Annotated in this window: 22 protein-coding genes; 17 read left to right on the top strand and 5 right to left on the bottom strand. The window is 52.4% G+C overall.

Annotation, left to right across the window (positions count from 1 at the left end; translation table 11 throughout):
* From ACJ67_RS13850 to ACJ67_RS13830, 5 genes are read left to right on the top strand one after another with little or no spacing between them, the layout of a single operon-like run.
* Nucleotides 1–675 carry a hypothetical protein gene (locus ACJ67_RS13850; protein ID WP_049639567.1) on the top strand — a complete coding sequence of 225 codons (675 nt, stop codon included), beginning with the start codon at nucleotides 1–3 and terminating at the stop codon, nucleotides 673–675.
* 42 nt (nucleotides 676–717) lie between these two features.
* Entirely contained in the window at nucleotides 718–2,052 is a 1,335-nt protein-coding gene (gene glnT, locus ACJ67_RS13845; protein WP_049639566.1) for a type III glutamate--ammonia ligase, read from the top strand.
* Nucleotides 2,053–2,110: 58 nt separating this feature from the next.
* Nucleotides 2,111–3,007: a glutamine amidotransferase family protein gene (locus ACJ67_RS13840; protein WP_049639565.1), complete on the top strand. Its 897-nt coding sequence runs from the start codon at nucleotides 2,111–2,113 to the stop codon at nucleotides 3,005–3,007.
* Entirely contained in the window at nucleotides 2,995–3,687 is a 693-nt protein-coding gene (locus ACJ67_RS13835) for a protein glxC (RefSeq protein ID WP_049639564.1), read from the top strand. The genes ACJ67_RS13840 and ACJ67_RS13835 overlap by 13 nt, the downstream gene beginning before the upstream one ends.
* Before the next feature lie 2 nt (nucleotides 3,688–3,689).
* Complete coding sequence (locus tag ACJ67_RS13830; protein WP_018987292.1) at nucleotides 3,690–5,027, top strand: FMN-binding glutamate synthase family protein; 1,338 nt, start codon at nucleotides 3,690–3,692, stop codon at nucleotides 5,025–5,027.
* Between the two features lie 184 nt (nucleotides 5,028–5,211).
* Here ACJ67_RS13830 and ACJ67_RS15065 read toward each other — a convergent pair whose 3' ends face one another.
* The 4 genes from ACJ67_RS15065 to ACJ67_RS13815 all read right to left on the bottom strand — a co-directional run bounded on the left by ACJ67_RS15065 (nucleotide 5,212) and on the right by ACJ67_RS13815 (nucleotide 7,421).
* Nucleotides 5,212–5,397, bottom strand: a complete 186-nt coding sequence (locus ACJ67_RS15065; RefSeq protein ID WP_231587197.1) for a hypothetical protein — start codon at nucleotides 5,395–5,397, stop codon at nucleotides 5,212–5,214.
* Between the two features lie 42 nt (nucleotides 5,398–5,439).
* Entirely contained in the window at nucleotides 5,440–5,610 is a 171-nt protein-coding gene (locus tag ACJ67_RS15060) for a hypothetical protein (RefSeq protein WP_231587196.1), read from the bottom strand.
* Between the two features lie 118 nt (nucleotides 5,611–5,728).
* Complete coding sequence (ribA, locus tag ACJ67_RS13820) at nucleotides 5,729–6,394, bottom strand: GTP cyclohydrolase II (RefSeq protein ID WP_049639562.1); 666 nt, start codon at nucleotides 6,392–6,394, stop codon at nucleotides 5,729–5,731.
* Nucleotides 6,381–7,421, bottom strand: coding sequence for a sigma-54-dependent Fis family transcriptional regulator (locus ACJ67_RS13815; protein ID WP_231587296.1), 1,041 nt, complete (start codon nucleotides 7,419–7,421; stop codon nucleotides 6,381–6,383). Before ACJ67_RS13815 ends, ribA begins: the two co-directional genes overlap by 14 nt.
* A 565-nt stretch (nucleotides 7,422–7,986) precedes the next feature.
* Here ACJ67_RS13815 and ssuD point away from each other — a divergent pair.
* The 4 genes from ssuD (at nucleotide 7,987) to ribB (ending at nucleotide 12,084) form a co-directional block, all read left to right on the top strand.
* Nucleotides 7,987–9,120 (top strand): FMNH2-dependent alkanesulfonate monooxygenase, encoded by a 1,134-nt coding sequence (gene ssuD / locus ACJ67_RS13810; protein WP_049639560.1) that lies wholly within the window; start codon nucleotides 7,987–7,989, stop codon nucleotides 9,118–9,120.
* Between the two features lie 8 nt (nucleotides 9,121–9,128).
* Nucleotides 9,129–10,349 carry an acyl-CoA dehydrogenase family protein gene (locus ACJ67_RS13805; protein ID WP_049639559.1) on the top strand — a complete coding sequence of 407 codons (1,221 nt, stop codon included), beginning with the start codon at nucleotides 9,129–9,131 and terminating at the stop codon, nucleotides 10,347–10,349.
* Nucleotides 10,350–10,505: 156 nt separating this feature from the next.
* Nucleotides 10,506–11,366, top strand: a complete 861-nt coding sequence (locus ACJ67_RS13800; RefSeq protein ID WP_049639558.1) for an amidohydrolase family protein — start codon at nucleotides 10,506–10,508, stop codon at nucleotides 11,364–11,366.
* A 10-nt stretch (nucleotides 11,367–11,376) separates the two neighbouring features.
* Nucleotides 11,377–12,084, top strand: coding sequence for a 3,4-dihydroxy-2-butanone-4-phosphate synthase (gene ribB, locus ACJ67_RS13795; protein ID WP_231587195.1), 708 nt, complete (start codon nucleotides 11,377–11,379; stop codon nucleotides 12,082–12,084).
* 65 nt (nucleotides 12,085–12,149) lie between these two features.
* Here the strand turns inward: ribB and ACJ67_RS13790 are convergent, their stop codons facing one another.
* Nucleotides 12,150–13,382 carry an SfnB family sulfur acquisition oxidoreductase gene (locus ACJ67_RS13790; protein WP_049639557.1) on the bottom strand — a complete coding sequence of 411 codons (1,233 nt, stop codon included), beginning with the start codon at nucleotides 13,380–13,382 and terminating at the stop codon, nucleotides 12,150–12,152.
* A gap of 431 nt (nucleotides 13,383–13,813) precedes the next feature.
* Here ACJ67_RS13790 and msuE point away from each other — a divergent pair, with 431 nt between their 5' ends.
* The 8 genes from msuE (at nucleotide 13,814) to ACJ67_RS13750 (ending at nucleotide 21,833) form a co-directional block, all read left to right on the top strand.
* On the top strand, nucleotides 13,814–14,389 hold the full coding sequence (msuE, locus tag ACJ67_RS13785) for an FMN reductase (RefSeq protein WP_231587194.1): 576 nt from the start codon (nucleotides 13,814–13,816) through the stop codon (nucleotides 14,387–14,389).
* 28 nt (nucleotides 14,390–14,417) lie between these two features.
* Nucleotides 14,418–15,506 (top strand): dimethylsulfone monooxygenase SfnG, encoded by a 1,089-nt coding sequence (sfnG, locus tag ACJ67_RS13780; protein ID WP_049639555.1) that lies wholly within the window; start codon nucleotides 14,418–14,420, stop codon nucleotides 15,504–15,506.
* Between the two features lie 23 nt (nucleotides 15,507–15,529).
* Nucleotides 15,530–16,684: an AMP-binding protein gene (locus ACJ67_RS13775; protein WP_049639554.1), complete on the top strand. Its 1,155-nt coding sequence runs from the start codon at nucleotides 15,530–15,532 to the stop codon at nucleotides 16,682–16,684.
* Nucleotides 16,681–17,469: an ABC transporter ATP-binding protein gene (locus ACJ67_RS13770; protein WP_049639967.1), complete on the top strand. Its 789-nt coding sequence runs from the start codon at nucleotides 16,681–16,683 to the stop codon at nucleotides 17,467–17,469. Before ACJ67_RS13775 ends, ACJ67_RS13770 begins: the two co-directional genes overlap by 4 nt.
* Before the next feature lie 22 nt (nucleotides 17,470–17,491).
* Nucleotides 17,492–18,373 carry a branched-chain amino acid ABC transporter permease gene (locus ACJ67_RS13765; protein ID WP_049639553.1) on the top strand — a complete coding sequence of 294 codons (882 nt, stop codon included), beginning with the start codon at nucleotides 17,492–17,494 and terminating at the stop codon, nucleotides 18,371–18,373.
* Between the two features lie 25 nt (nucleotides 18,374–18,398).
* A complete protein-coding gene (locus tag ACJ67_RS13760; protein ID WP_049639552.1) occupies nucleotides 18,399–19,466 on the top strand; it encodes a branched-chain amino acid ABC transporter permease in 1,068 nt (355 codons plus the stop codon).
* Nucleotides 19,467–19,583: 117 nt separating this feature from the next.
* Nucleotides 19,584–20,930 (top strand): ABC transporter substrate-binding protein, encoded by a 1,347-nt coding sequence (locus ACJ67_RS13755; RefSeq protein WP_049639551.1) that lies wholly within the window; start codon nucleotides 19,584–19,586, stop codon nucleotides 20,928–20,930.
* 114 nt (nucleotides 20,931–21,044) lie between these two features.
* Nucleotides 21,045–21,833: an ABC transporter ATP-binding protein gene (locus tag ACJ67_RS13750; RefSeq protein WP_049639550.1), complete on the top strand. Its 789-nt coding sequence runs from the start codon at nucleotides 21,045–21,047 to the stop codon at nucleotides 21,831–21,833.
* Nucleotides 21,834–21,851: the final 18 nt, after the last annotated feature.

Here is a 21,851-nt window from a genome sequence, read left to right as displayed (position 1 = left end):
ATGGAAATGGTATTTGATCGACTCTCCCCCGTCAGTTTTGCGCAGTCAGGGTTAACGATGAAGAAAGCAATCTTGAACGGGATGGAAATCGTTCTAAGTTATGAAAATACGGATATCGAGATGCAACGGATGAAGAAGCTCGGTATTTGTGATGTGAGCGCATTTTCCAGAGTAGGTATTAAAGGCGCAAAGGCCGTTGAGTGGCTCGAATCCCAAGGCTTTACCGTACCCCAAGCCCCCAATACCTGGAATCAAGATAATGCTGGCGGAATGGTGTTAAGACTGGGGCGGAGTGAGTTTTTATTAGAAGGTTTCCAGCAGGGGCAGATGGCAATCAATGCGAATGATGCACCAGAGCATCTTTATGAAGTGGCGCGTTATGACGCTTCATTCATTCTGAGTGGCGTGCATTTCCAAAGTGCATTTAGTGAAATTTGTGCACTGGACCTGAGTGAAAGTGTGTTTGCTGCTGACGCTGTGTTGATGACCAGTGTGGCTGGCGTGTCTGTGACTTTAATCCGCCAATTGCTGAATGGGGAGCCGGTCTACCGGTTATGGTGCGATGGTAGCTATGGTAACTACATGTGGAGCACGCTCACCGAAATCGCCGGGGAGTTTGGCGGCGGCGCGGTTGGCCTGGATGTTCACTTCAAACAGATGATAACTAGTTCTTGATCGTTTCGAATTTTAATTAATAAATTTTAGGTGAGGCACTCAATGAAGTCTTTGCAGGAAGCACAAAAGTTTTTGCAGGAAAACAAGGTCAAGTACGTCCTTGCTCAATTCGTCGATATTCATGGGGTAGCTAAGGTGAAGTCAGTGCCGGCTGAGCATCTCAACGATATCCTGACTAAAGGCGCAGGCTTTGCTGGGGGGGCAATTTGGGGGACAGGCATTGCACCCAATGGCCCTGATTACATGGCGGTTGGTGAGCTGAGCACCATCGGCTTGGTGCCTTGGCAACCTGGTTATGCGCGAGTGGTGTGCGATGGGCATGTTAACAATAAACCGCATGAATATGATGCACGCGTCGTTCTTAAGAAGCAGATTGCCCGGTTGAACGAACGTGGATGGACCTTCTACACAGGATTAGAGCCAGAGTTCTCATTACTGCGTCGTGACGAACAGGGTCAGATTCTGCCGTTTGATGAAACTGATACTTTGCAAAAACCCTGTTACGACTATAAAGGCATTACCAGACACTCTGAGTATCTGGGTAAGTTAACTGAGTCGCTGATTGCGGCAGGGATGGATGTTTATCAAATTGATCATGAGGATGCGAATGGTCAGTTTGAAATTAACTACACCTACTCCGAATGCCTCAAAAGTTCAGACGATTACATTTTATTCAAGATGGCTGCGAGTGAAATCGCCAATGAGATGGGCATGATCTGCTCGTTCATGCCTAAGCCATTTAGCAATCGGCCAGGCAATGGTATGCACATGCATATGTCCATAGGGGACGGAGAAAAAAGCCTGTTCCAAGACGACAATGATCCCTCTGGTCTGGGGCTGTCTAGCCTGGCTTACCATTTCCTGGGCGGGATTCTTGCGCATGCCCCGGCACTGACCGCGTTATGTAATCCGACCGTCAATTCGTACAAAAGACTGGTCGTAGGGCGCTCATTAACTGGGTCAACGTGGGCGCCAGCGTATATCAGTTACGGTAACAATAACCGTTCAACTTTGGTGCGTATTCCTTATGGCCGCTTAGAGCTGCGGCTTCCTGACGGCAGCTGTAATCCATATCTTGCAACCGCAGCCGTGATCGCAGCGGGCTTGGATGGCGTTGCCCGTCAGTTAAACCCAGGCAAGGGACATGATGAGAATCTCTACGATTACAGCCCCGAGCAACTTCAAGCGTTGAAGATAGGCATCCTTCCCCAGAATCTGGGGGAGGCATTGGATGCGCTTGAGAGTGATCCGGTCATCATGGAGGCGTTAGGGGCAAATCTGGCCCAAGAGTTTTTAAAGATCAAACGCATGGAGTGGATAGATTATCAACGGCATGTCTCCCAGTGGGAAATTGATAGGTATGTTGAGTTCTTTTAATTGTTTGATGTGAGTGACGCATTGGTCATCGAACATGAAGTATTGATAGGAGAAAATGATGTGTGGGATTGTAGGATTACTGGTTAAAAACCAGAGTATGCGCGCAAATATCGGCCAATTGATGATGCCGATGCTGATTGGGATGACAGAGCGAGGGCCGGACTCTGCTGGCATGGCTGTGTTTACCTCGCCTGTGGATGCAAATGCGTTGAAATATAGCCTGTATGCACCGACGGCAGATTTTAGCTGGAAGGCATTGGAGCAAGCGTTTAATTCAGAGCACTCAGACCAGGTCACGCTCGCGGTGAAGGGGAATCATGCAATTCTCACCTCCGCAGTTGACAGCACAAAAGTAAAAAACTGGATCAAGCAAGCCTATCCGCAGATCCATATCCTTTCTGTGGGGCAATCGATCGACGTTTACAAAGATACCGGCCTGCCTGCGGATGTGGCTGCGCGTTATGATTTGCCAGCGTTGAGTGGCACGCATTTGGTCGGCCATACACGGATGGCGACTGAATCTGCCATCACGCCAGCGCATGCGCATCCTTTTACAGCAGGTACAGACTGGTGCCTGGTGCACAATGGATCGCTTTCTAACCCCAACAGCCTCCGTCGCAAGCTGCAACATGAAGGGATCAATTTTGAAACCGACAATGATACTGAAGCAGCCTGTCGCTTCCTTGAGTGGCGTATGCGTGAAGGTGACGATTTGAAAACCGCCCTGGAACATGGTTTCGACGAGCTGGATGGGTTCTATACATTGCTGATGGGTACCAAAGATCAATTGGCCTTGGTGAGGGATCCATTTGCGTGTAAGCCTGCCGTGGTCGCGGAGCATGATGATTATGTCGCGATCGCTTCAGAGTTTCGCTCTTTAGCCCACCTTCCTGATGTGAAGAATGCTCACGTTTTTGAACCTTCACCAAAGGAGATGTACGTATGGAAAGTCTAAAATTTGACTTGGAAAATACCGAGTTGCGAACCGTGAATCAATATCTGCATCGTCCTGCAGCAGAGTTGAGTGGTAAAAGCGTGGTCATTAGCAACCCCAATGGGGCTCACAACATCGCAGTCGGCCTGAATGCTGAGGTGAATGTCACAATCGATGGTCACGCCGGATATTACGCCGCAGGCATGAACCAGCTGGCGACAGTCACTGTGACCGGCAGTGCATCTACTGGTGTGGCGGAGAATATGATGTCCGGCGTGGTACATGTGAAAGGCTTCGCTTCTAATGCTGCTGGCGCAACGGCGCAAGGTGGTTTGTTAATCATTGACGGTGACGCCGGGCTTCGCTGCGGCATCTCGCTCAAAGGGGCTGATATTGTGGTTGGCGGTTCTGTGGGCAGCTTTTCCGCATTCATGGCACAAGCTGGCAATCTGGTGGTGCTTGGAGACGCAGGTGAGGCATTAGGCGACTCATTATACGAAGCTCGACTCTTTGTGCGCGGTAACGTCAAGAGCTTGGGTGCCGATTGTGAAGAGAAGGAGATGGATCAGGAGTCACGCAATATTTTAGTGGATCTTCTGGCCAAATCAGGGCACTCAGAGGTGGATCCGGATAGTTTCAAATTATTTGGCTCTGCACGCACTCTCTATAACTTCCATGTTGATAACGCAGGGGCATATTAATCATGAGCGACACCTCTAAAAAAACTCCGCAAACAGAACCGCGTTTTTCTGCGACGTTTGATCCGGGAACGATGTCAGAAATTCGCCGTGCAGCAGCCACCGGCATTTATGATATTCGTGGCGCGGGAGCTAAACGAAAATTGCCACATTTCGATGACCTATTATTCTTGGGAGCTTCTGTCAGTAGATACCCACTGGAAGGCTATCGTGAGAAATGTGGCACAGATGTGGTCCTCGGAACACGCTATGCCAAAAAACCTATCCATCTCAAGACCCCAGTAACGATTGCGGGCATGAGCTTTGGTGCGCTGTCTGGGCCAGCAAAAGAGGCTCTGGGCCGTGGGGCAAGCGCAGTCGGTACCAGTACAACCACTGGGGATGGCGGTATGACGCCTGAGGAGCGTGGTCAGTCTTCGATTCTGGTCTATCAATACTTGCCTTCCCGGTATGGCATGAATCCAGATGATCTGCGGAAAGCGGATGCCATTGAAGTGGTGATTGGCCAAGGCGCGAAGCCTGGTGGCGGGGGGATGTTGCTGGGCCAGAAAATTAGTGACCGTGTCGCGAAAATGCGTTGCTTGCCTAAAGGCGTCGATCAACGTTCTGCATGTCGCCATCCAGACTGGACTGGTCCAGATGACTTGGAAATTAAGATTGCTGAACTGCGTGAGATCACAGATTGGGAAAAACCAATTTATGTGAAGGTCGGTGCTACGCGTCCATATTTTGATGTCACACTCGCGGTTAAAGCGGGCGCCGATGTTGTGGTACTCGATGGTATGCAAGGGGGGACCGCTGCCACCCAGGAGGTGTTCATTGAACATGTGGGCATCCCGATTCTAGCGGCCATTCGACCAGCTGTTCAGGCACTGCAAGATATGGGTATGCACCGTAAAGTTCAGCTGATTGTTTCGGGGGGTATCAGAAATGGTGCTGATGTCGCTAAAGCCTTGGCGTTGGGCGCAGATGCTGTTGCTATCGGCACTGCTGCATTAATTGCGTTGGGCGATAACGATCCACATCTGGAAGAGGAATACCAAAAACTTGGGACCACCGCTGGCGCTTATGATGATTGGCATGAAGGTAAGGACCCCGCAGGGATTACAACTCAAGATCCAGAGTTGATGAAGCGATTAGATCCGGTGAAAGCTGGTCGTCGTCTTGCAAACTATCTCTCTGTGCTGACCATGGAAGCTCAGGTGATTGCGAGAGCCTGCGGTAAATCTCACTTGCATAATTTGGAGCCTGAGGATTTGGTGGCACTCACGATTGAATCCGCAGCCATGGCCAAGGTGCCGCTCGCAGGGACTACCTGGATTCCAGGAACGTCTTCGTTCTGACATAAAGCGACTAATCAATGCTGAAAAAGGGGCGAGGCTAAGAAGTCTTGCCCCTTGACGTTTAGATTTAGATAAGTCGCTGCTATTTGGTTTTTAGCTTCCACTAGAGTCAAGGAATAATATTGATATTGCCGCTTTTACAAGGCTTTTACATCGGTGATTAACGCGCTCCAAAAATAGATATTTAAATCGCCAATGGTTTGGCCTGGCGATATTGCACATCATTTAGCGTCACATTCATGCCACCGACGCGAATCCCTAAAAGATTGAGTAGCGGGTCTAGTAGTACCCTGCCTATTTCTGATAACAAGGGACTGACTATGGTGGAAATCACATTATTCAATATTCCCAAATTCAGGATGCTCAGCACGGTGATATCCAATGTATTTGGTTGCCTAGGGCATTTGCCAGACTACCTCCCAACGGACTGGAAACCGTCTGTGTGTGGCAGATGATTCCTGACGAGGTTAGGCACAGGATATTCCAGCGTTTGTGGCGTTGCTGGCTGTAGGGGCAAGTTCAGCCCAATCTTGGCCAGCGGGATATTCAATAATGTAGAGACTGGCGGGACCGGTTCCGGCATTATTCGTCAAGGACAATGCGGCAACGCCTGGACTGGCTTCTATTTCGACGATGGATTCACCATCAGTTTGCTGAATATCGCGCAGGCTTTGCAAAATAAAAAGGAGTGATATTTAAAATCAATTGAATGGATTCAATCCAAAGCTATCAGCAACCAAGGCTAAGTGGTGACCGAGTTTGTGCTTTTTGGTAGCGAGGTAGGCAGCGTTTTGTGGATTACCTTCAATTTCCAGGGGGAGTACAGTCTTTACAGTGATGCCCAAAGCAGCCAATCCTTCCATTTTGCCGGGATTATTGCTGAGCAGGTGAATAGAACGTACCTGTAAATGTTGCAAGATGCCAGCTGCAATATCATATTCTCGGCTGTCAATTGGCTGACCTAGTGCCAGGTTGGCTTCGACCGTATCCATCCCCTGCTCTTGCAAAGCATATGCACGCACTTTGTTGCTTAGCCCGATGCCGCGCCCTTCATGGCCTCGTAAATAGACAATCACGCCATTTCCTTGCTTTTGTATCAGGCGTTGCGCCTGCTTGAACTGCTCCCCGCAGTCGCAGCGTTGCGAGCCAAACACGTCGCCGGTTAGGCACTCCGAGTGTACTCGTGTTAATACATGCTCCTGCCCGGTGACCTCACCGAGTACCAGGGCGATATGCTCTATACCGGTTCTGCGATCAATAAACGCGTACATTTGATAATGGCCATATTCGGTGGGCAAAAGCGCTTTGGCCTGTGGTACAACCAGCGCTGCTGCCTCGAGTTGCAAAGCAAGATTACTTGAGTGCATTGATCGCTCCCATTTTAATCAGTTTGGCGCGTAGCACATTGCGGCTCAAGCCCAGCAGCTTGGCGGTTTGCACCTGGTTGTGATGGCAATGCTGATAAGCCGTGCGCACCAACGTGTCTTCCACATAGTCATAGAGCTGTGCTTTGCCTGATTCAAACAACTGCAACATTGAAGCTTCCAGCGAATCGCTCTCTGTTTCGTGTGGCAAAGCCTGCAAACCGGCTTTGGGACGATGTAGCGAGATCGAGGACAAATGTAAATCCTCACTACGCACCACATTATTGCGGCAAATCAGCAAAGAGTGATGAATCACATTTTCCAGTTCGCGGATATTGCCTGGCCAACTGTGTTGCAACAGTTTCTGTTTGGCAGATTCATCAAGCCGGATACTCGCATAGCCCAGCCGCCGCGTATATTCGCCGACAAAATAATCCGCCAGCGGCAAAATATCGCCGGGCCGGTTGCGCAGGGTCGGCAGCTCCAGATGCGCAACGCGCAAGCGGTAAAACAAATCCTCCCTGAAGTTACCAGCCAGCACGGCTTCTTCCAGGCGTACATTGGTCGCTGCAATCAGCCGCACATCAATCGGTGTCGGTTTGCGTGCGCCCAGCCGCACGACCTCCCGCTCTTGTAGCACACGTAACAGTTTCACCTGGATACTGAGCGGTAAATCGCCAATCTCGTCTAAAAATAGCGTGCCACCGTTGGCTTCTTCAAACCAGCCAGCCTTGGCCGTCACCGCACCGGTAAACGCGCCTTTTTCATGGCCGAACAATTCACTTTCGACCAGCGTCTCTGAGAAAGCCCCGCAATTCACGGCGACAAACGGCCTGGATTTCCGGTAGCTCAAGGCGTGCACATGGCGGGCAATCAACTCCTTGCCTGTGCCGGTTTCGCCGATGATCAAGACGTTGGCGTCACTGGGGGCAATTTGCTTAATGCGATTAAGCAAGGCAATTGACTTCGAATCTTCAAATACTTGGGCGGTGGCCCGAATTGAAGTCGACATCGCCCGCGAGTTAGGCATGGTTAACAGGCGCTGTTGCTCAAACTGCGTATCGTGTTCAGTCGCGTAAAAATCGTTTGCAAGTAAATTTGCCATCGTGAGGATCTCACTGTTTTTTCATAGGGTTAAGCCTGGATACAGTAATCCAGGCAAACATTTCGTGCCAATAAGTAATGGCGCTATTTATATTCTTTAAGGTTATAAATGAATATTTCATTAGAAATAATAATTTGATTCCATGACTGAATTAGCAGAATGCATGCCAAACAGGCCGAAGTCACACTACAGCTAATCCGGCGTGGAGAATCGCTACAATAAAACACATAAAATCAGAGAGTTAAGGGAAGGAGGCTGACGGTTGCGCATTACTGCATGAAGCATGCTTATGCCACTGCTCAACCTCCGTCTGCTGCAATTGATGCAGGGGTGCTGCAAAATCAGCAGCTCTGCTGCGCAAGTTGCTGATTTTGCAGCACTCAAAAAAATATTTTTTTTAAGTGACTGAATTACAAGCCTTTTATTTGTGGCATGGACTTTGCAATTTTCAATCTGTTATTTCGAGTGAATGAGTTGTAGAGGGGTGTCGATGCAAATATTCTGGTTTTTACCCACGCATGGCGATCAACGGTATCTTGGCAGCAGCCAGGGCGCCAGACCGGCCACGTTTTCTTATCTCAAGCAGATTGCCCAGGCGGCTGACCGGCTGGGCTATGGGGGTGTGCTGGTGCCGTCAGGCCGCTCCTGCGAAGATGCCTGGGTCATTTCTTCGGCGCTGATCAATGAAACCAGCCAGCTCAAGTTTTTAGTCGCCACAAGGCCTGGGTTTATTTCACCGGTGGTGTCGGCACGCATGGCCTCGACGCTGGATCGCATTTCAGGTGGACGGCTGCTGATTAATGTGGTGGCGGGCGGTGACCCGGCTGAACAGCAAGCCGAGGGTAGCTTTCTTGATCATGATGCGCGGTATGCGGAGGCGGAGGAGTTCCTGAGCATTTGGCGCAAAGTGCTGAGCGAGCAGCGCGTGGATTTTGAAGGTGATTATTTACGCGTGAAGGGGGCCAGCTTGCCGACAGGTAGTCTGCAAAAACCTTATCCGCCGCTCTTTATCGGCGGTGCTTCTGAGGCCGCCATCAAACTCAGTAGCGAGCATATTGATGTGCATTTAACCTGGGGCGAACCGCCTGCCGCCGTGGCCGAAAAAATCAAGGTCATCCGTGCGGCTGCGGCAGCCAAAGGCCGCCATATCCGGTTTGGTATCCGCTTGCACGTGATTGTGCGTGAAACCAGCGAGCAAGCCTGGCAAGCCGCAGACACACTGATTTCGCAAGTGACCGATGACACGATTGCGGCCGCCCAGGCAGCGGTGGCCAATTTTGATTCTGTGGCACAAAAACGCATGACCGCGTTACACCACGGGCGACGTGACCAACTCGAAGTCTCGCCGAATCTGTGGGCTGGTGTGGGCCTGGTGCGCGGCGGCGCAGGGACGGCGCTGGTGGGCAATCCGCAAGAAGTGGCCGACCGCATGAAAGAGTATCAGGCGCTGGGCATTGATTATTTTATTTTCTCAGGCTACCCACATCTGGAGGAGGCTTACCGTGTCGCTGAATTATTGTTCCCGCTTTTACCCATCCAGCAACAGGCACCGCATGAGGTCAGTATCAGTACCAACCTCACCGGTCCATTTGGCGCAGCAGCCAGCGTTAAGCATGCGGCGTAGGGGGGAAGATGACATTGGCTCTGAATTTACGCCAGCCCGCCGTTGAGGCGGAGCATGGCATTGTGTTTGACGGTACGCCGCAACAGCGTACTGCGCAACTATGCGCATATCTGGCAGAAACCGCGGTTGAGCGCGATGTAGCAGGCGGTACGCCCTATGCGCAGCGGCAAGCCGTGCGCGATAGTGGCTTGCTCAGCTTGTGGATTCCACAGCAGTGGGGGGGATTGGGTGCCAATTGGGCGCAGACCTACCAGATCATCCGCCAGATTGCGCGCGTAGATAGCTCGATCGCGCAGGTGTTTGCGTTCCAGTTTTTGATGCTGGCCTCCATCCGTTTATATGGCAGTGAGACGCAATGGCAGCATTATTTCAAGCTCACTGCACAACAGAACCTGTGGTGGGGCAATGCCCTCAATCCGCTGGACCAGCGTACGGTGGCGCGCAAGGTCGACGGCGGCTATGTGTTTCATGGGCAAAAAAGTTTTTGCTCCGGTTCCATGGATTCTGACTTCTTAATCGTTTCCGCGATTGAAGAGGGCAGCGGCAAATTTCTGGTGGCTGCGGTGCCGACCAGTCGCGCAGGGATTACGCTCAAGGGCGATTGGGACAACATCGGCCAGCGCCAGACCGACAGTGGCAGTGCCGAATTCCACCAGCTGCAGGTAGAAGATCATGAATTGCTCATGCAGCCTGGACCGCTCAGTTCGCCGTTTGCCAGTTTGCGCTCCTTGGTGGCCCAGCTGATTTTTACCAATATCTACTTAGGCATTGCCGAAGGCGCTTTGGCCGAAGGCGCAAACTACACACGTGGCAGTAGCCGGGTCTGGTCTGGCTCGCTGGCAAACAATGTGTTTGAAGATCCTTATACCTTGTTGCATTACGGTGAGTTTTGGGCTGGCTTACACGCATCATCGGTGTTGACTGACCATGCCGCAACTTTGCTCGATGCCGCCTGGCAGCAAGGCTTGGCTCTGGAAGATGCACAGCGCGGAGAGGTGGCGCTGGCCGTATTCTCGGCCAAAGTGCAGGCCACTCGCGCCGGGCTGGATGTGACTACGCGAATTTTTGAAGTGGCTGGCGCCCGTGGCACCACAGCCAAGCTGCGCATGGACCGTTTTTGGCGTAATTTGCGCGTGTATACCCTGCATGACCCGGTGGATTACAAATTTAAAGAGTTGGGGGATTGGGCGCTGAATGGGCAATATCCCACCCCTAGCTTTTACTCATAGGAAACGTGATCAATGGCTGCGCGGGCGAATAACGGCGTTGCGCGGTACTCAAAATCCTCATGTACGCCATGTACATTCCGGTTTCTGCGTGCCGTGCGCCTTGTTCTTCATCCCGTTCGCTCATTGCTTATGTATTTCCATCACTAAAGAATCGTTATGAAACAAAAAATTATAGATTTACGTAACCGTCCTGCGTTTTTGCATGACTTTTTTGGCGCCACGCCCAACACGCCTGCCTATGAAACGGCCAAATGGCTGAATCAACGCGTGGGTTCGTTAGAGCCTGAACATTTCCGCCGCTCGTACAGCATTGAGGGCTATTTGCAAGAAATAGACGACGCAGGTATCGACATTGCTGTGGTGGTCGGCCGTGAAACGCCCGACCTGACCATTGATGACCAGCAGATAGCCGATCTGGTCAAACACAGCCCAAAGCTGGCTGGCCTGGGCTCGGTGGATATTGAAAGCCACGGCGTTAACAGCACCCTGGCGGCAATTGAAAAAGCCATCCATCATTATGGCTTTAAAGCCATCAATATAGAGCCGGGCTTTGGCAAGCCTGCGCGGCAGGTGGATGACCCGCTGTTTGACCCAGTCTATGACGCTTGCCAGCAATATGGCGTACCAGTGTGCGTGATGTCTGGCCCAACGACGCCGGATCTTGACTATGCACACCCGAATGCGGTGGCACGGCTGGCGCGCAAATATCCCCAATTGAACATTATTTGTTTTCACGGCTATTACCCGTTTGTGAACGAGATTGTCGGTGCCGCCTTCCGCTATCCCAACCTGTACCTGGTGCCGGATATGTATATTTTTCAGCCTGGAGCTGAGCTGTTTGTAAAGGCCGCCAACCAGTTTTTGGGTGACCAGTTACTGTTCGGCACCTCTTATCCGTTCCGGCCGATGAAACAAACGGTAGAAGACTTTGCCGCGCTAGGCTTTAAGGATGCGGTGTTGGAAAAAGTGTTTTATCAGAATGCGGCCAGGGTGCTGAATCTGAGCATTGCCGAGTAAGTAAGGAGTCATGATGTTAGAAAAAAACCAAGCATTTGATACGGTGGCCAGTGCCATCCAGGCGATCGCCAACGGCGAGTTTGTGATTGTGGTCGATGATACCGACCGCGAAAATGAAGGCGACCTGATTATCGCCGCCGAAAAAATCACCACTGAAAAAATGGCCTTTCTGGTCAAGCACAGCAGCGGACTGGTCTGCGTCGGCATCCCCGCGCAACGTCTGCAAGCCCTGGACTTACCCCAAATGGTGACACATAACGCCGACCCGTTCCGCACTGCATTTACCGTGAGCGTGGATTACAAATACGGCACCACCAGTGGCATTTCGGCGGCTGACCGTGCCCTGACCCTGCGCAAGCTGGCGGATCCCACCACTCAGGCCCATGATTTTCACCGCCCCGGCCATATCTTCCCGCTACGCGCTCGCCGTGGAGGCGTGCTCGAGCGGCCCGGTCATACCGAAGCGGCGCATGACCTCGCCGCCATGGCTGGCCTGCAGCCGGTCGGCGTCTTATGCGAAATCGTTAATGACGATGGCAGCATGGCCAGACGCCCGGATTTATTCAAGTTCGCCAAAACACACGGCCTCAAAATCATCACCATTGCCGATATGAAAGCCTATCGTGCACGTGACCTCAACTACGCGCTGCCGGGCTTACAGGCTATTCCACGCCAGCAAAGCCGATTACTTGATGCAGCCATGGTTTATAGCGGTTAACTGGCTGATTCTTTCAAAACAAAAAGCCCTCATCTGAGGGCTTTTTCATTCTCAGTACTCAACATTTAAATCCAGGGATGGCGCGGCGGTTTCACCTTGTTCAGGCTGTAGTTGCCGACGGCATGGTATTTCCAGCGCACCGGATCGTGCAGGGTATGCGTACGTGCATTACGCCAGTGGCGGTCCAGGTTGTATTCACCCAGAGTTGAGCGTGTGCCTGCCAGTTCAAACAGTTTGCTACCCGCCAGCAAGGCAGTTTCGGTACTCAGCACTTTGGCTTCAGCCACCGCAATCGAGGCTTCGGCTACAGTGTCTTCATTTGGGTTACGTTGCGCTTCGTCTATGTATTCACCCGCGCGTGCCAGCAAAGCCTCGGTGGCATGCAGGCGAATCTGCAAGTCACCAATATCCTTAATGGTATGCGGATCTTCATAGCCGTGTTCGAGGTCGGTATCTATCCATGGCCGAGTGTAGTTGCGTACAAAGTGCAGCGTGTCTTTAAACGCTGCGCGGGCGATGCCGGTATCCACCGCCGCCTGGATAATCTGCGCAATCGGCCCCATGGTGGTCGGGCGGTCAAACGCCAGGTGGTGAGGCAACACATATTCGCTGGGCACAAAAATATTTTCCAGGATGGTCGTTCCGCTGGCGGTGGTGCGTTGGCCAAAGCTGGACCAGTCATCAATAATGGTCAGGCCTTCTGCACCAGCGGGGACAAATGCCACCACGGTATTGTCGTGCTCATCTTTGGCGACGACCGGCACCCAGTCTGCCAGCAGCGCGCCAGACGAATAGAATTTTTTGCCGTTTAAAAAGTAGCCGCTATTGGTGGGTGTGAGTTTGGTTTTCACGTCATTGACACTCTTGGTGCCAATCTCGGAGAACGCATTACCAAACCGCACCCCTTGCAGCACCAGCTCAAAAAAGTATTTCTTCTGAAAGTCTGAGCCATCCAGGCGCAAGCCTTCCACCATATATAAATGATTCTGTGGAATCTGGCCGACACTGGGGTCTGCCTCGGCCACGGTGGCAATCACTTCTGCCAGGGTTTTGTTGGAGACGAAGGCACCGCCGTATTCTTTTGACACGGTAATGCCCCACAAGCCACTGCTTGAAAACAGGTCGAGTTCTTTACGTGGCAGTCGGCGTTCCTGGTCGCGCAGGGCGGCTTCTTTGGCGATTTCGCTGGCCACCTGTTTGGCGACGGTTAAGGCTTCTGCGTCACTTTTAATCACATGCGCGGGTTGCCGCGGCAGGTTTACAGGCAAATGCGCAATTTTATTTGCTTGTGCAGTCATAGTCTTTCCTTGTTCAAAAAGGGATCAATAAAGGCGTGGCGGGTATGTCGCTTCAGCCACGCGTCTGCTAATTCTGTTGCATTTAATATGCCAATAAGTAAGCCTTTGAATTTAAATAAAAATTTAAATTTTAGCTGCGGCCATCGCCTCTATAGAAACAGTTTGTTGCTGAATCGCTGCTGCTAAATCAGCAACGATCAAAAGAGGATTTCATGACTAAGTGCAGTGTGGCCGCGGAAAACTGCTGATTTAGCAGCAGTTGATCAGCAACTAGCGCTGGAATTCAACACCTATAAAAAGGACATTTTTTATATAAGTGTTTGAAATATAAATAAATTATGACCTGGCATGGATGGTGCTAATACTCTAGCAAGCGAGTCGTTTGCGAGTCATCGTAACAAACGACATTAGTCACCGTTATTTGAGGAGTCATGATGAGCCGTCCTTTAAAAGTCACTGCTGTCTCCGGCAGCTATAAATTACCTTCCAGAACCGCTGCGCTGGTGCAGGCGATCACGCAAAAATTGGGGCAGCAAATCCCGATTGATTTGCACGTAGTGGAGTTAAGCGAAATTGCTGGCAGCCTGGTCGCTTCCTATGATCCCAAAGCCTTGCCAGTGAAGGTTCAGCAAGATATCCAGGCGATTGAAACCGCTGACTTATTGGTGGTGGCGACACCGGTTTACCGCGCCTCTTACGGTGGTTTGTTCAAGCATTTGTTTGACCTGGTACACCTCGAAGCCTTGGTGGATGTGCCTGTGTTGCTGGCGGCGACTGGCGGTACAGAGCGCCATGCTTTGATTATTGATCATGAGCTGCGTCCATTATTCAGCTTTTTCCAGGCAGTCACCTTGCCGATCGGCGTGTATGCGGTTGAAGCGGATTTTGAAAACTATCAAATTAAGAGTGAGGCAGTGAAAGCGCGCATTGAGCTTGCAGTAGAACGTGCCCTGCCTTTGCTTAAGCATCGTGAGCTTCAAAGCGATGAACGCTTGTTAGCCGTGTAACGCAGAACACTTTTTGGAGAATATGAACATGAGTACCGAAAACATTAAATTTGCCTATTGGGTGCCTAACGTCAGTGGCGGCTTGGTGGTGAGTAACATTGAGCAGCGCACCAGTTGGGATATCGATTACAACCGCAAGCTGGCGCAAATTGCCGAAAAAGCCGGGTTTGAATATGCCTTGAGCCAAATCCGTTTTACAGCCGGTTACGGTGCCGAGTTCCAGCATGAGTCGGTATCTTTTTCGCATGCCTTGTTGGCGGCGACGACCAAACTTAAAGTGATTGCGGCGATTTTGCCTGGTCCCTGGAATCCGGTGTTGGCCGCCAAACAATTGGCGACCATTGATATTCTCACCCAAGGCCGCATTGCGGTGAATATCGTCTCCGGCTGGTTCCGCGGGGAGTTTACGGCGATTGGCGAGCATTGGCTGGATCACGACGAGCGCTACCGCCGTTCGCGCGAGTTTATTGAGGCGTTGAAAGGCATTTGGACCCAGGATAACTTTACTTATCGCGGGGACTTTTACCGTTTTAGCAACTACACGCTGAAACCAAAACCCTTGCAGCAGCCCCATCCTGAAATCTTCCAGGGTGGCAGCTCGCGTGCTGCGCGGGATAATGCGGCGGCGGTTTCAGACTGGTATTTCACCAACGGTAACACCGTGGAAGGGATCAAGGCCCAGGTGGACGATATCCGTGCCAAAGCTGCGGCCAACAAGCATCACGTCAAAATCGGCGTCAATGCCTTTGTGATTGCCCGCGATACCGAAGAAGAAGCCAACGCCGTCTTGAAGGAAATCATTGATAAAGCCAACCCTGAGGCGGTAAATGCCTTTGGCCATGAAGTGAAAAATGCCGGCGCTGCCAGCCCGGAGCGTGAAGGTAATTGGGCGAAGTCGAGCTTTGAAGACCTGGTGCAATATAACGATGGCTTTAAAACCAATCTGATTGGAACACCCCAGCAAATTGCCGAGCGCATTGTGGCTTTGAAGGCGGTGGGCGTAGATTTAGTATTGGCGGGCTTTTTGCACTTTCAGGAAGAGGTCGCTTATTTTGGTGAAAAAGTACTGCCACTGGTGCGTGAGCTGGAAGCTAAAACCTTGGCCAAAGCGGCTTAACTCAACCCGGCAGGAAATTGGCAATGGCAGAGACTTTACCTCACTTGCTCGCTTTGCAGGCCGTGGAGCGCCCGCATCGTGTTGCAATTCGGCATAAACAGCTGGGCCTCTGGCAGCAGGCCTCCTGGCTTGCGGTGAAAGAGGACGTCACCCGCACAGCGCACTATTTGCAGCAACACGGCTTTCGCCAGGGCGATACCTTGTTCTTGCTCAGTGAACCACGGCCAGAAGCCTTGCTGTTGTCGCTAGCTGCCCATTGGCTGGGCGGCGTGGCGGCGCCACTGGATCCGGCCTTTGCGCAGCCGCAGTTATTGGATTTATTGCATACCTTGCGGCCGCAATTTGTGTTTGCCGAGGCGCAGGCGCAGGTGGATCAAGTCCTGGCAGCCAAGCCTGATAGCGCACTGGTGATTTATGCCGATGCGCGCGGGCTAGCGGGCTATCAGCATCCTGCGCTGGTTGCTTATGCGCAGATTGTGGCCACGCCTGAGACCCAGAACATTTCACCCGTGGCTGAGACTGCGGAAATCGCCTTCCGCTTTTACCGCTTAAGTGACGCCTATGCGCTGGAGTACAGCGAATTAAGCCATGCCGAACTGCTGAGGAATGGCCGCCAACTGATCAGCCAAGAGGTGCTCACTGCGCATGAAGAGGCATTGGCGGCGCGTGCATTTGCCGCCAGCGGCCATGCCAAATATCTGCTTTCGCCGTGGCTATTGGCAGGCTTTACGCTGAATTTCCCAGAAAATCTGGCGACCCGGGATACCGACAGGCGCGAACTCGGCCCTACGCTGGTCGCTGGCACGGCAACCACTTATCAGCGCCTGTATGCATTAACCCAATCCCGCTGGCCCTTGCCGGGCAGTTGGCAGCATAGGCTGGTGGGTTGGGCACTGCTTGCAGCCCGTAACCGGCTGCCGCTGGTCGCAACGCTGGCGCGCTGGCTGGTGATTCTGCCCTTGCAGGATGTGCTGGGTCTGCGGCGTACGCGCGTGCCATTACTGGTAGGCGAGCCTTTGTCGCCAGAGGCCACACAGTTTTTCAGTGATATTGGCATTGATGTGCGTGCCTGGCCAGAAGCTTCTGCCTGGCAGACCAGCCAGTTGCAAGTGATTCCACATCAGTCCAATGACTTGCACAGTTATTTGGGATTAGCGACATGGAAGGCCGCGATATGAGTACCACCCTTGCTGCACCTCAGCCATTACTGGCATTAGACGGGATTTCATTGTCGTTTAAGGGCGTGAAAGCCATTACCAATATCAGTTTTGCCGTCAATGAGGGCGAAATTTGTGCCTTGATCGGCCCCAATGGCGCTGGCAAAAGCTCATTACTGAATGTGATTAATGGCGTCTACAAGCCAGATGAAGGCAGTATCCGCTACCAGGATGTAGTGCGTCGTGCCATGCATCCGCAATGGGCCGCCAGACGCGGCGTGGCGCGCACGTTTCAGAATATAGCCCTGTTTAAAGGCATGTCCGTGCTCGACAACGTACTGACCGGCACCAACCTCAAGGTCAAAAGCAGTTGGCTGGAGCAGGTATTTAATGTGGGCCGCGCGCCTGCGGATGCCTTGGCGCAACGGCAGAAAGCAGAGCGCGTGATTGCTTTTCTCAAACTGCAACCCTGGCGGAATAGCATTGTGGGCAGTTTGCCCTATGGCTTGCAAAAGCGCGTTGAGCTGGCCCGTGCGCTGGCTGCCGAGCCTCAACTGCTGTTGCTAGATGAACCGATGGCGGGCATGAACGCCGATGAAAAAGCGGAGATGAGCCAGTTTATCCGCGAAACCAACCGCGAGTTTGGCACCACGATTGTGCTGATTGAGCATGATATCGGCGTGGTGATGACGCTTTCAGACCATGTGGTGGTGCTGGATTATGGCAAGAAAATCGGCGATGGCACGCCGGATGAAGTACGCGCTAACCCCGATGTGATCGCCGCCTACCTGGGCACCAAACACTGAGGCAATACAAGGATCAATTGAGATGAGTTTCTTTCTGGAAGTCTTGACCGGTGGCTTGCTGGCGGGCGTCATGTATTCGCTAGTCGCCATCGGCTTTGTGCTCATCTATAAGGCGTCTGGCGTGTTCAATTTTGCCCAGGGGTCTATGGTGCTGTTCGCGGCATTGACCTTTGTCAGCCTGGTCGAACGCGGCGTATCGTTCTGGGGCGCCTTTGTGTTGACCTTGCTGACCATGGCGGTGCTGGCTTGGTTAATCGAATGGCTGGTGTTGCGGCCACTGGTGAACCGTTCGCCAATTACCTTATTCATGGCCACCCTGGGCTTGAGCTATATCGTCGAGGGGCTGGCGCAAGCGGTGTGGGGCGCACAAGTGCATGCGCTGGAGATTGGCATCAATGACGAGCCGTATGAAGTGTTTGGTATTTTGCTGTCACAGTTCGATTTGTTTGCTGCCGCGATTGCGGGCGGCCTGGTCGCACTGCTTGGTGTCCTCTTCAATAAAACCCGCATTGGCATTGCCTTGCGCGCTGTGGCAGATGACCAACTGGCGGCCTTGGCGGTGGGCATCCATCTGCAACGCTTGTGGCTGATTGTCTGGGCGGTGGCTGGTTTTGTCGGCCTCGTCGCCGGCATGTTGTGGGGCGCGCGCGTCGGCGTGCAGTTCTCGCTGTCGCTGATTGTACTCAAAGCCTTGCCAGTGCTGATTATTGGCGGATTTACCTCGATTGAAGGGGCGATTGTTGGCGGCTTGATCGTCGGCGCTAGCGAAAAACTGGCTGAGGTCTTCATCGGCCCGCTGATAGGCGGCGGCATTGAAAACTGGTTTCCCTATGTGTTGGCGATGTTGTTTCTGCTGGTCCGCCCCTATGGCTTGTTTGGTGATAAAGCGATTGAACGTGTTTAAAAAATAGAGAGCAGGCAGGGTTAGCATGTTATATAAAGAAGCAGGACAATTCATCACAGAGTATCGGCTGGACAAGCGCTTTTTCCGGCTCAAACAGGAGCGCTGGGCATTTGCGGCCTTACTGGCATTCGCCTACCTGGTCGTCCCTGCCATTGGCAACGACTACTGGTTTAGTGCCATCCTCATCCCAGTGCTGGTGCTGTCGCTGGCTGGCTTGGGCCTGAATTTGCTTACTGGCTATGCGGGTCAGCTCTCCTTGGGTTCTGCGGCCTTTATGGCGGTAGGTGCGTTTGCCACCTACAACTTTCACCTGCGGATAGAGGGCTTGCCATTGATTGCCAGCCTGATATTGGGCGGGTTGACCGCAGGTGGCGTCGGCCTGGTGTTTGGGCTGCCGAGTTTGCGCATCAAGGGCTTTTACCTGATTGTGGCAACACTGGCTGCACAGTTTTTTGTGCAATGGGTGTTCACCACATTCTCCTGGTTTTCCAACAACTCCTCTTCTGGTGTCATTACAGCGCCGCCCTTGCAGATATTAGGCACGGATTTGAGTACACCGGCGGGACGTTATCTGCTGACCTTAACGGTCGTCGTGGCGCTGGGGTGGCTGGCAAAAACCATTGTCAGTGGTGAGCTCGGACGCAAGTGGATGGCGGTACGCGACATGGACACCGCTGCCGCCGTGATCGGCATCTCGGTGCCCAAAACCAAATTGCTGGCCTTTGCCATCAGCTCGTTTTACCTGGGGATTGCCGGTGCGCTGTGGGCATTCACTTACCTGGGCACCGTTGAACCACATGGCTTTGATTTGTCACGCTCATTCCAAATCCTGTTCATCATTATTATTGGCGGCATGGGTAGTATCCTCGGCAACTTTCTGGGCGCGGCTTTTATTGTGCTGTTCCCCATTCTGCTTTCCAACCTGACCACCAGCCTGTTGGCCGGAGCGATTGATCCTGGCCAGCTGGAGAATTTTCAGAAAATGATTTTTGGCGCCTTGATCATCTTTTTCCTGATCAAAGAGCCCAACGGTTTGGCCAAGGTCTGGCAAACCGTCAAACAACGGCTGCGGGTCTGGCCGCTACGTTTCTAGGCCGTTCCTGACGAATTGATTGAAGGAGACTTCCATGTGTTAAACAGCCTCACACGGTCTTTTATATAACCAAGAACGATTAAGAGAGATTTCTATATTTTTATAAGGAGTATTTAAGTGAACTTTTTAAGCAAACATCGCTGGCTGTGGCTGGCATTGGGCTTGGGGGTTGCCAGCTTGTCTACGCAAGTGCAAGCCGCCAATGAGCAGTATTTCCCGCTGCAGAGTTACCGGATTGGCCCTTATGCGGCAGGCGGCTCAGGATTTTTTGGCGGCTTTATCGACTATTTGCAATACATCAATGCCAAAGAGGGCGGCGTTAATGGCGTCAAGCTGACCTGGAGTGAGTGCGAAACCGAATACGTCGTGGAAAAAGGCGTGGAGTGCTACGAGCGCCTGAAAAAAGGCCTGAACGGCGCGCCTGCTGCAGCGACCAATCCGCTGTCCGTGGGCATTGCCTACGCGACCCTGGAGCGCTCGACCACAGACAAATTGCCGCTGATCACGATTAACCACGGCCGCACCGATTCGACCGATGGCAGCGTGTTCCCTTATGCCTTCCCGCTGCAATTAAACCCGTACAGCGAAGTGTCTGCGATTGTGAACTATATCGCCCAGCAATCTGGCGGTCTGGACAAGCTCAAAGGCAAAAAAATTGTCACCTTGTACCACGGCTCGCCCTACGGCAAGGAAACCAGTCCGATTCTGGAACTGCTGGCAAAGAAATACGGCTTTGATCTGACCTTGCTCGAAATGCCGCATCCGGGCAACGAGCAACAGTCGCAATGGCTGACCATCCGCCGCATCAAGCCGGACTGGGTGATTTTACGTGGCTGGGGCGTGATGAACCCGGTGGCGTTGAAAACTGCACAAAAAACCGGTTTTCCGGCCGACCATATCATCGGCAATATCTGGAGCAACTCTGAAGATGACGCGGCACCTGCTGGCAATGCTGCCAAAGGCTTTATCTCGATCACTACCCATCCTTCCGGCACCAGCTTCCCGGTATTGCAAGGCATCAACCAATACGTGATCAAAGCCGGTAAAGGCAATCTGCAAGATCCTAAACGTTTTGGCAATGTGTATTACAACCTGGGCGTGGTCAATGGCATCCTCAACGTTGAAGCCGTGCGTGTCGCACAAGCTAAATTTGGCAAACGCCCATTGACCGGTGAAGAGGTACGCTGGGGCTTTGAGAACCTCAAACTGGATGATGCGCGCCTTAAAGAGTTGGGCGCTCTGGGTCTGGTACAGCCGCTCAAACTGAGTTGCGCTGACCATGAGGGCGGCGGTGCCGTCCGTTTCCAGCAGTGGGATGGCAGCAAATGGAAAGTGATTTCTGACTGGGTGCAGGCAGACCGCCAGTTGTTGCGTCCGATTATTGAAAAATCTTCCCATGAGTATGCCAAGGAAAAAGGCATCACCCCACGCGATTGCAGTAAAGAAGTTGTTGCTGCCAACTAAACACTGGTTGTACAACGATGCACAAGGCACACCGCATGGCGGTGTGCCTTTACAGTTTGCTGCCGTGGGCAAGGCCCTGCACCTTGCCGACGACAGTCAATTGAGGAGTCAAACATGGCACAAGCACAGTTAAATACGATCCCAGTGCAAGCGCTCACTGCGGTTGAGCCTTTGTTGCAGCTGGACAATGTTGAGGTGATCTATGAAAAGGTCATTTTTGCCATCAAGCATATTTCTTTAGAGGTTAAACCACAGTCTATTGTGGCCTTGCTTGGCGCAAATGGCGCAGGCAAAAGTACCATCCTGAAAGCGATTTCTGGCCTGGCCCCGGCACAACGCGGCGAGATCGTACAAGGCCGGATTGTATATGCCGGTAAAGAAATCACCAGGGCCACACCGGGCCAGTTGGTGGCACAAGGCTTGGTACAGGTGCTGGAGGGCCGGCATTGCTTTGGCCATTTAACTGTTGAGGAAAACCTGCTGACCGGCGCGTTTATCCGCAGACCGTCAGGGAAAAGCTTGGCGCAGGACCTGGAAAAAGTGTATGCCTTTTTTCCGCGCCTGAAGTTATTGCGTAAAAACTATGCGGGCTATACCTCAGGCGGGGAGCAGCAAATGGTCGCCATTGGCCGTGCATTGATGGCAAATCCCAAGCTGATTCTGCTCGACGAGCCTTCCATGGGGCTGGCTCCGCAGATTGTCGAGGAGATTTTTGAAATCGTGCACCAGTTGCAACAAACGCAAGGCTTGAGCTTTTTGCTGGCGGAGCAGAATGCCACGGTGGCTTTGCGTTACGCGAACCATGCCTATGTACTAGAAAGTGGCCATATTACGCAACAAGGCGATGCGCAGACCATTGCCAGTAGCCAGGCCTTAAGTGACTCTTATCTGGGGAGTCGCTAAGTTTCATAACATTCAAGC

It is taken from the genome of Methylophilus sp. TWE2 (assembly GCF_001183865.1).
In the GTDB taxonomy this organism is placed as follows: domain Bacteria; phylum Pseudomonadota; class Gammaproteobacteria; order Burkholderiales; family Methylophilaceae; genus Methylophilus.
Note: the sequence above shows the minus strand (reverse complement) of the source record. Positions and strands in the feature narration are given on the sequence as shown.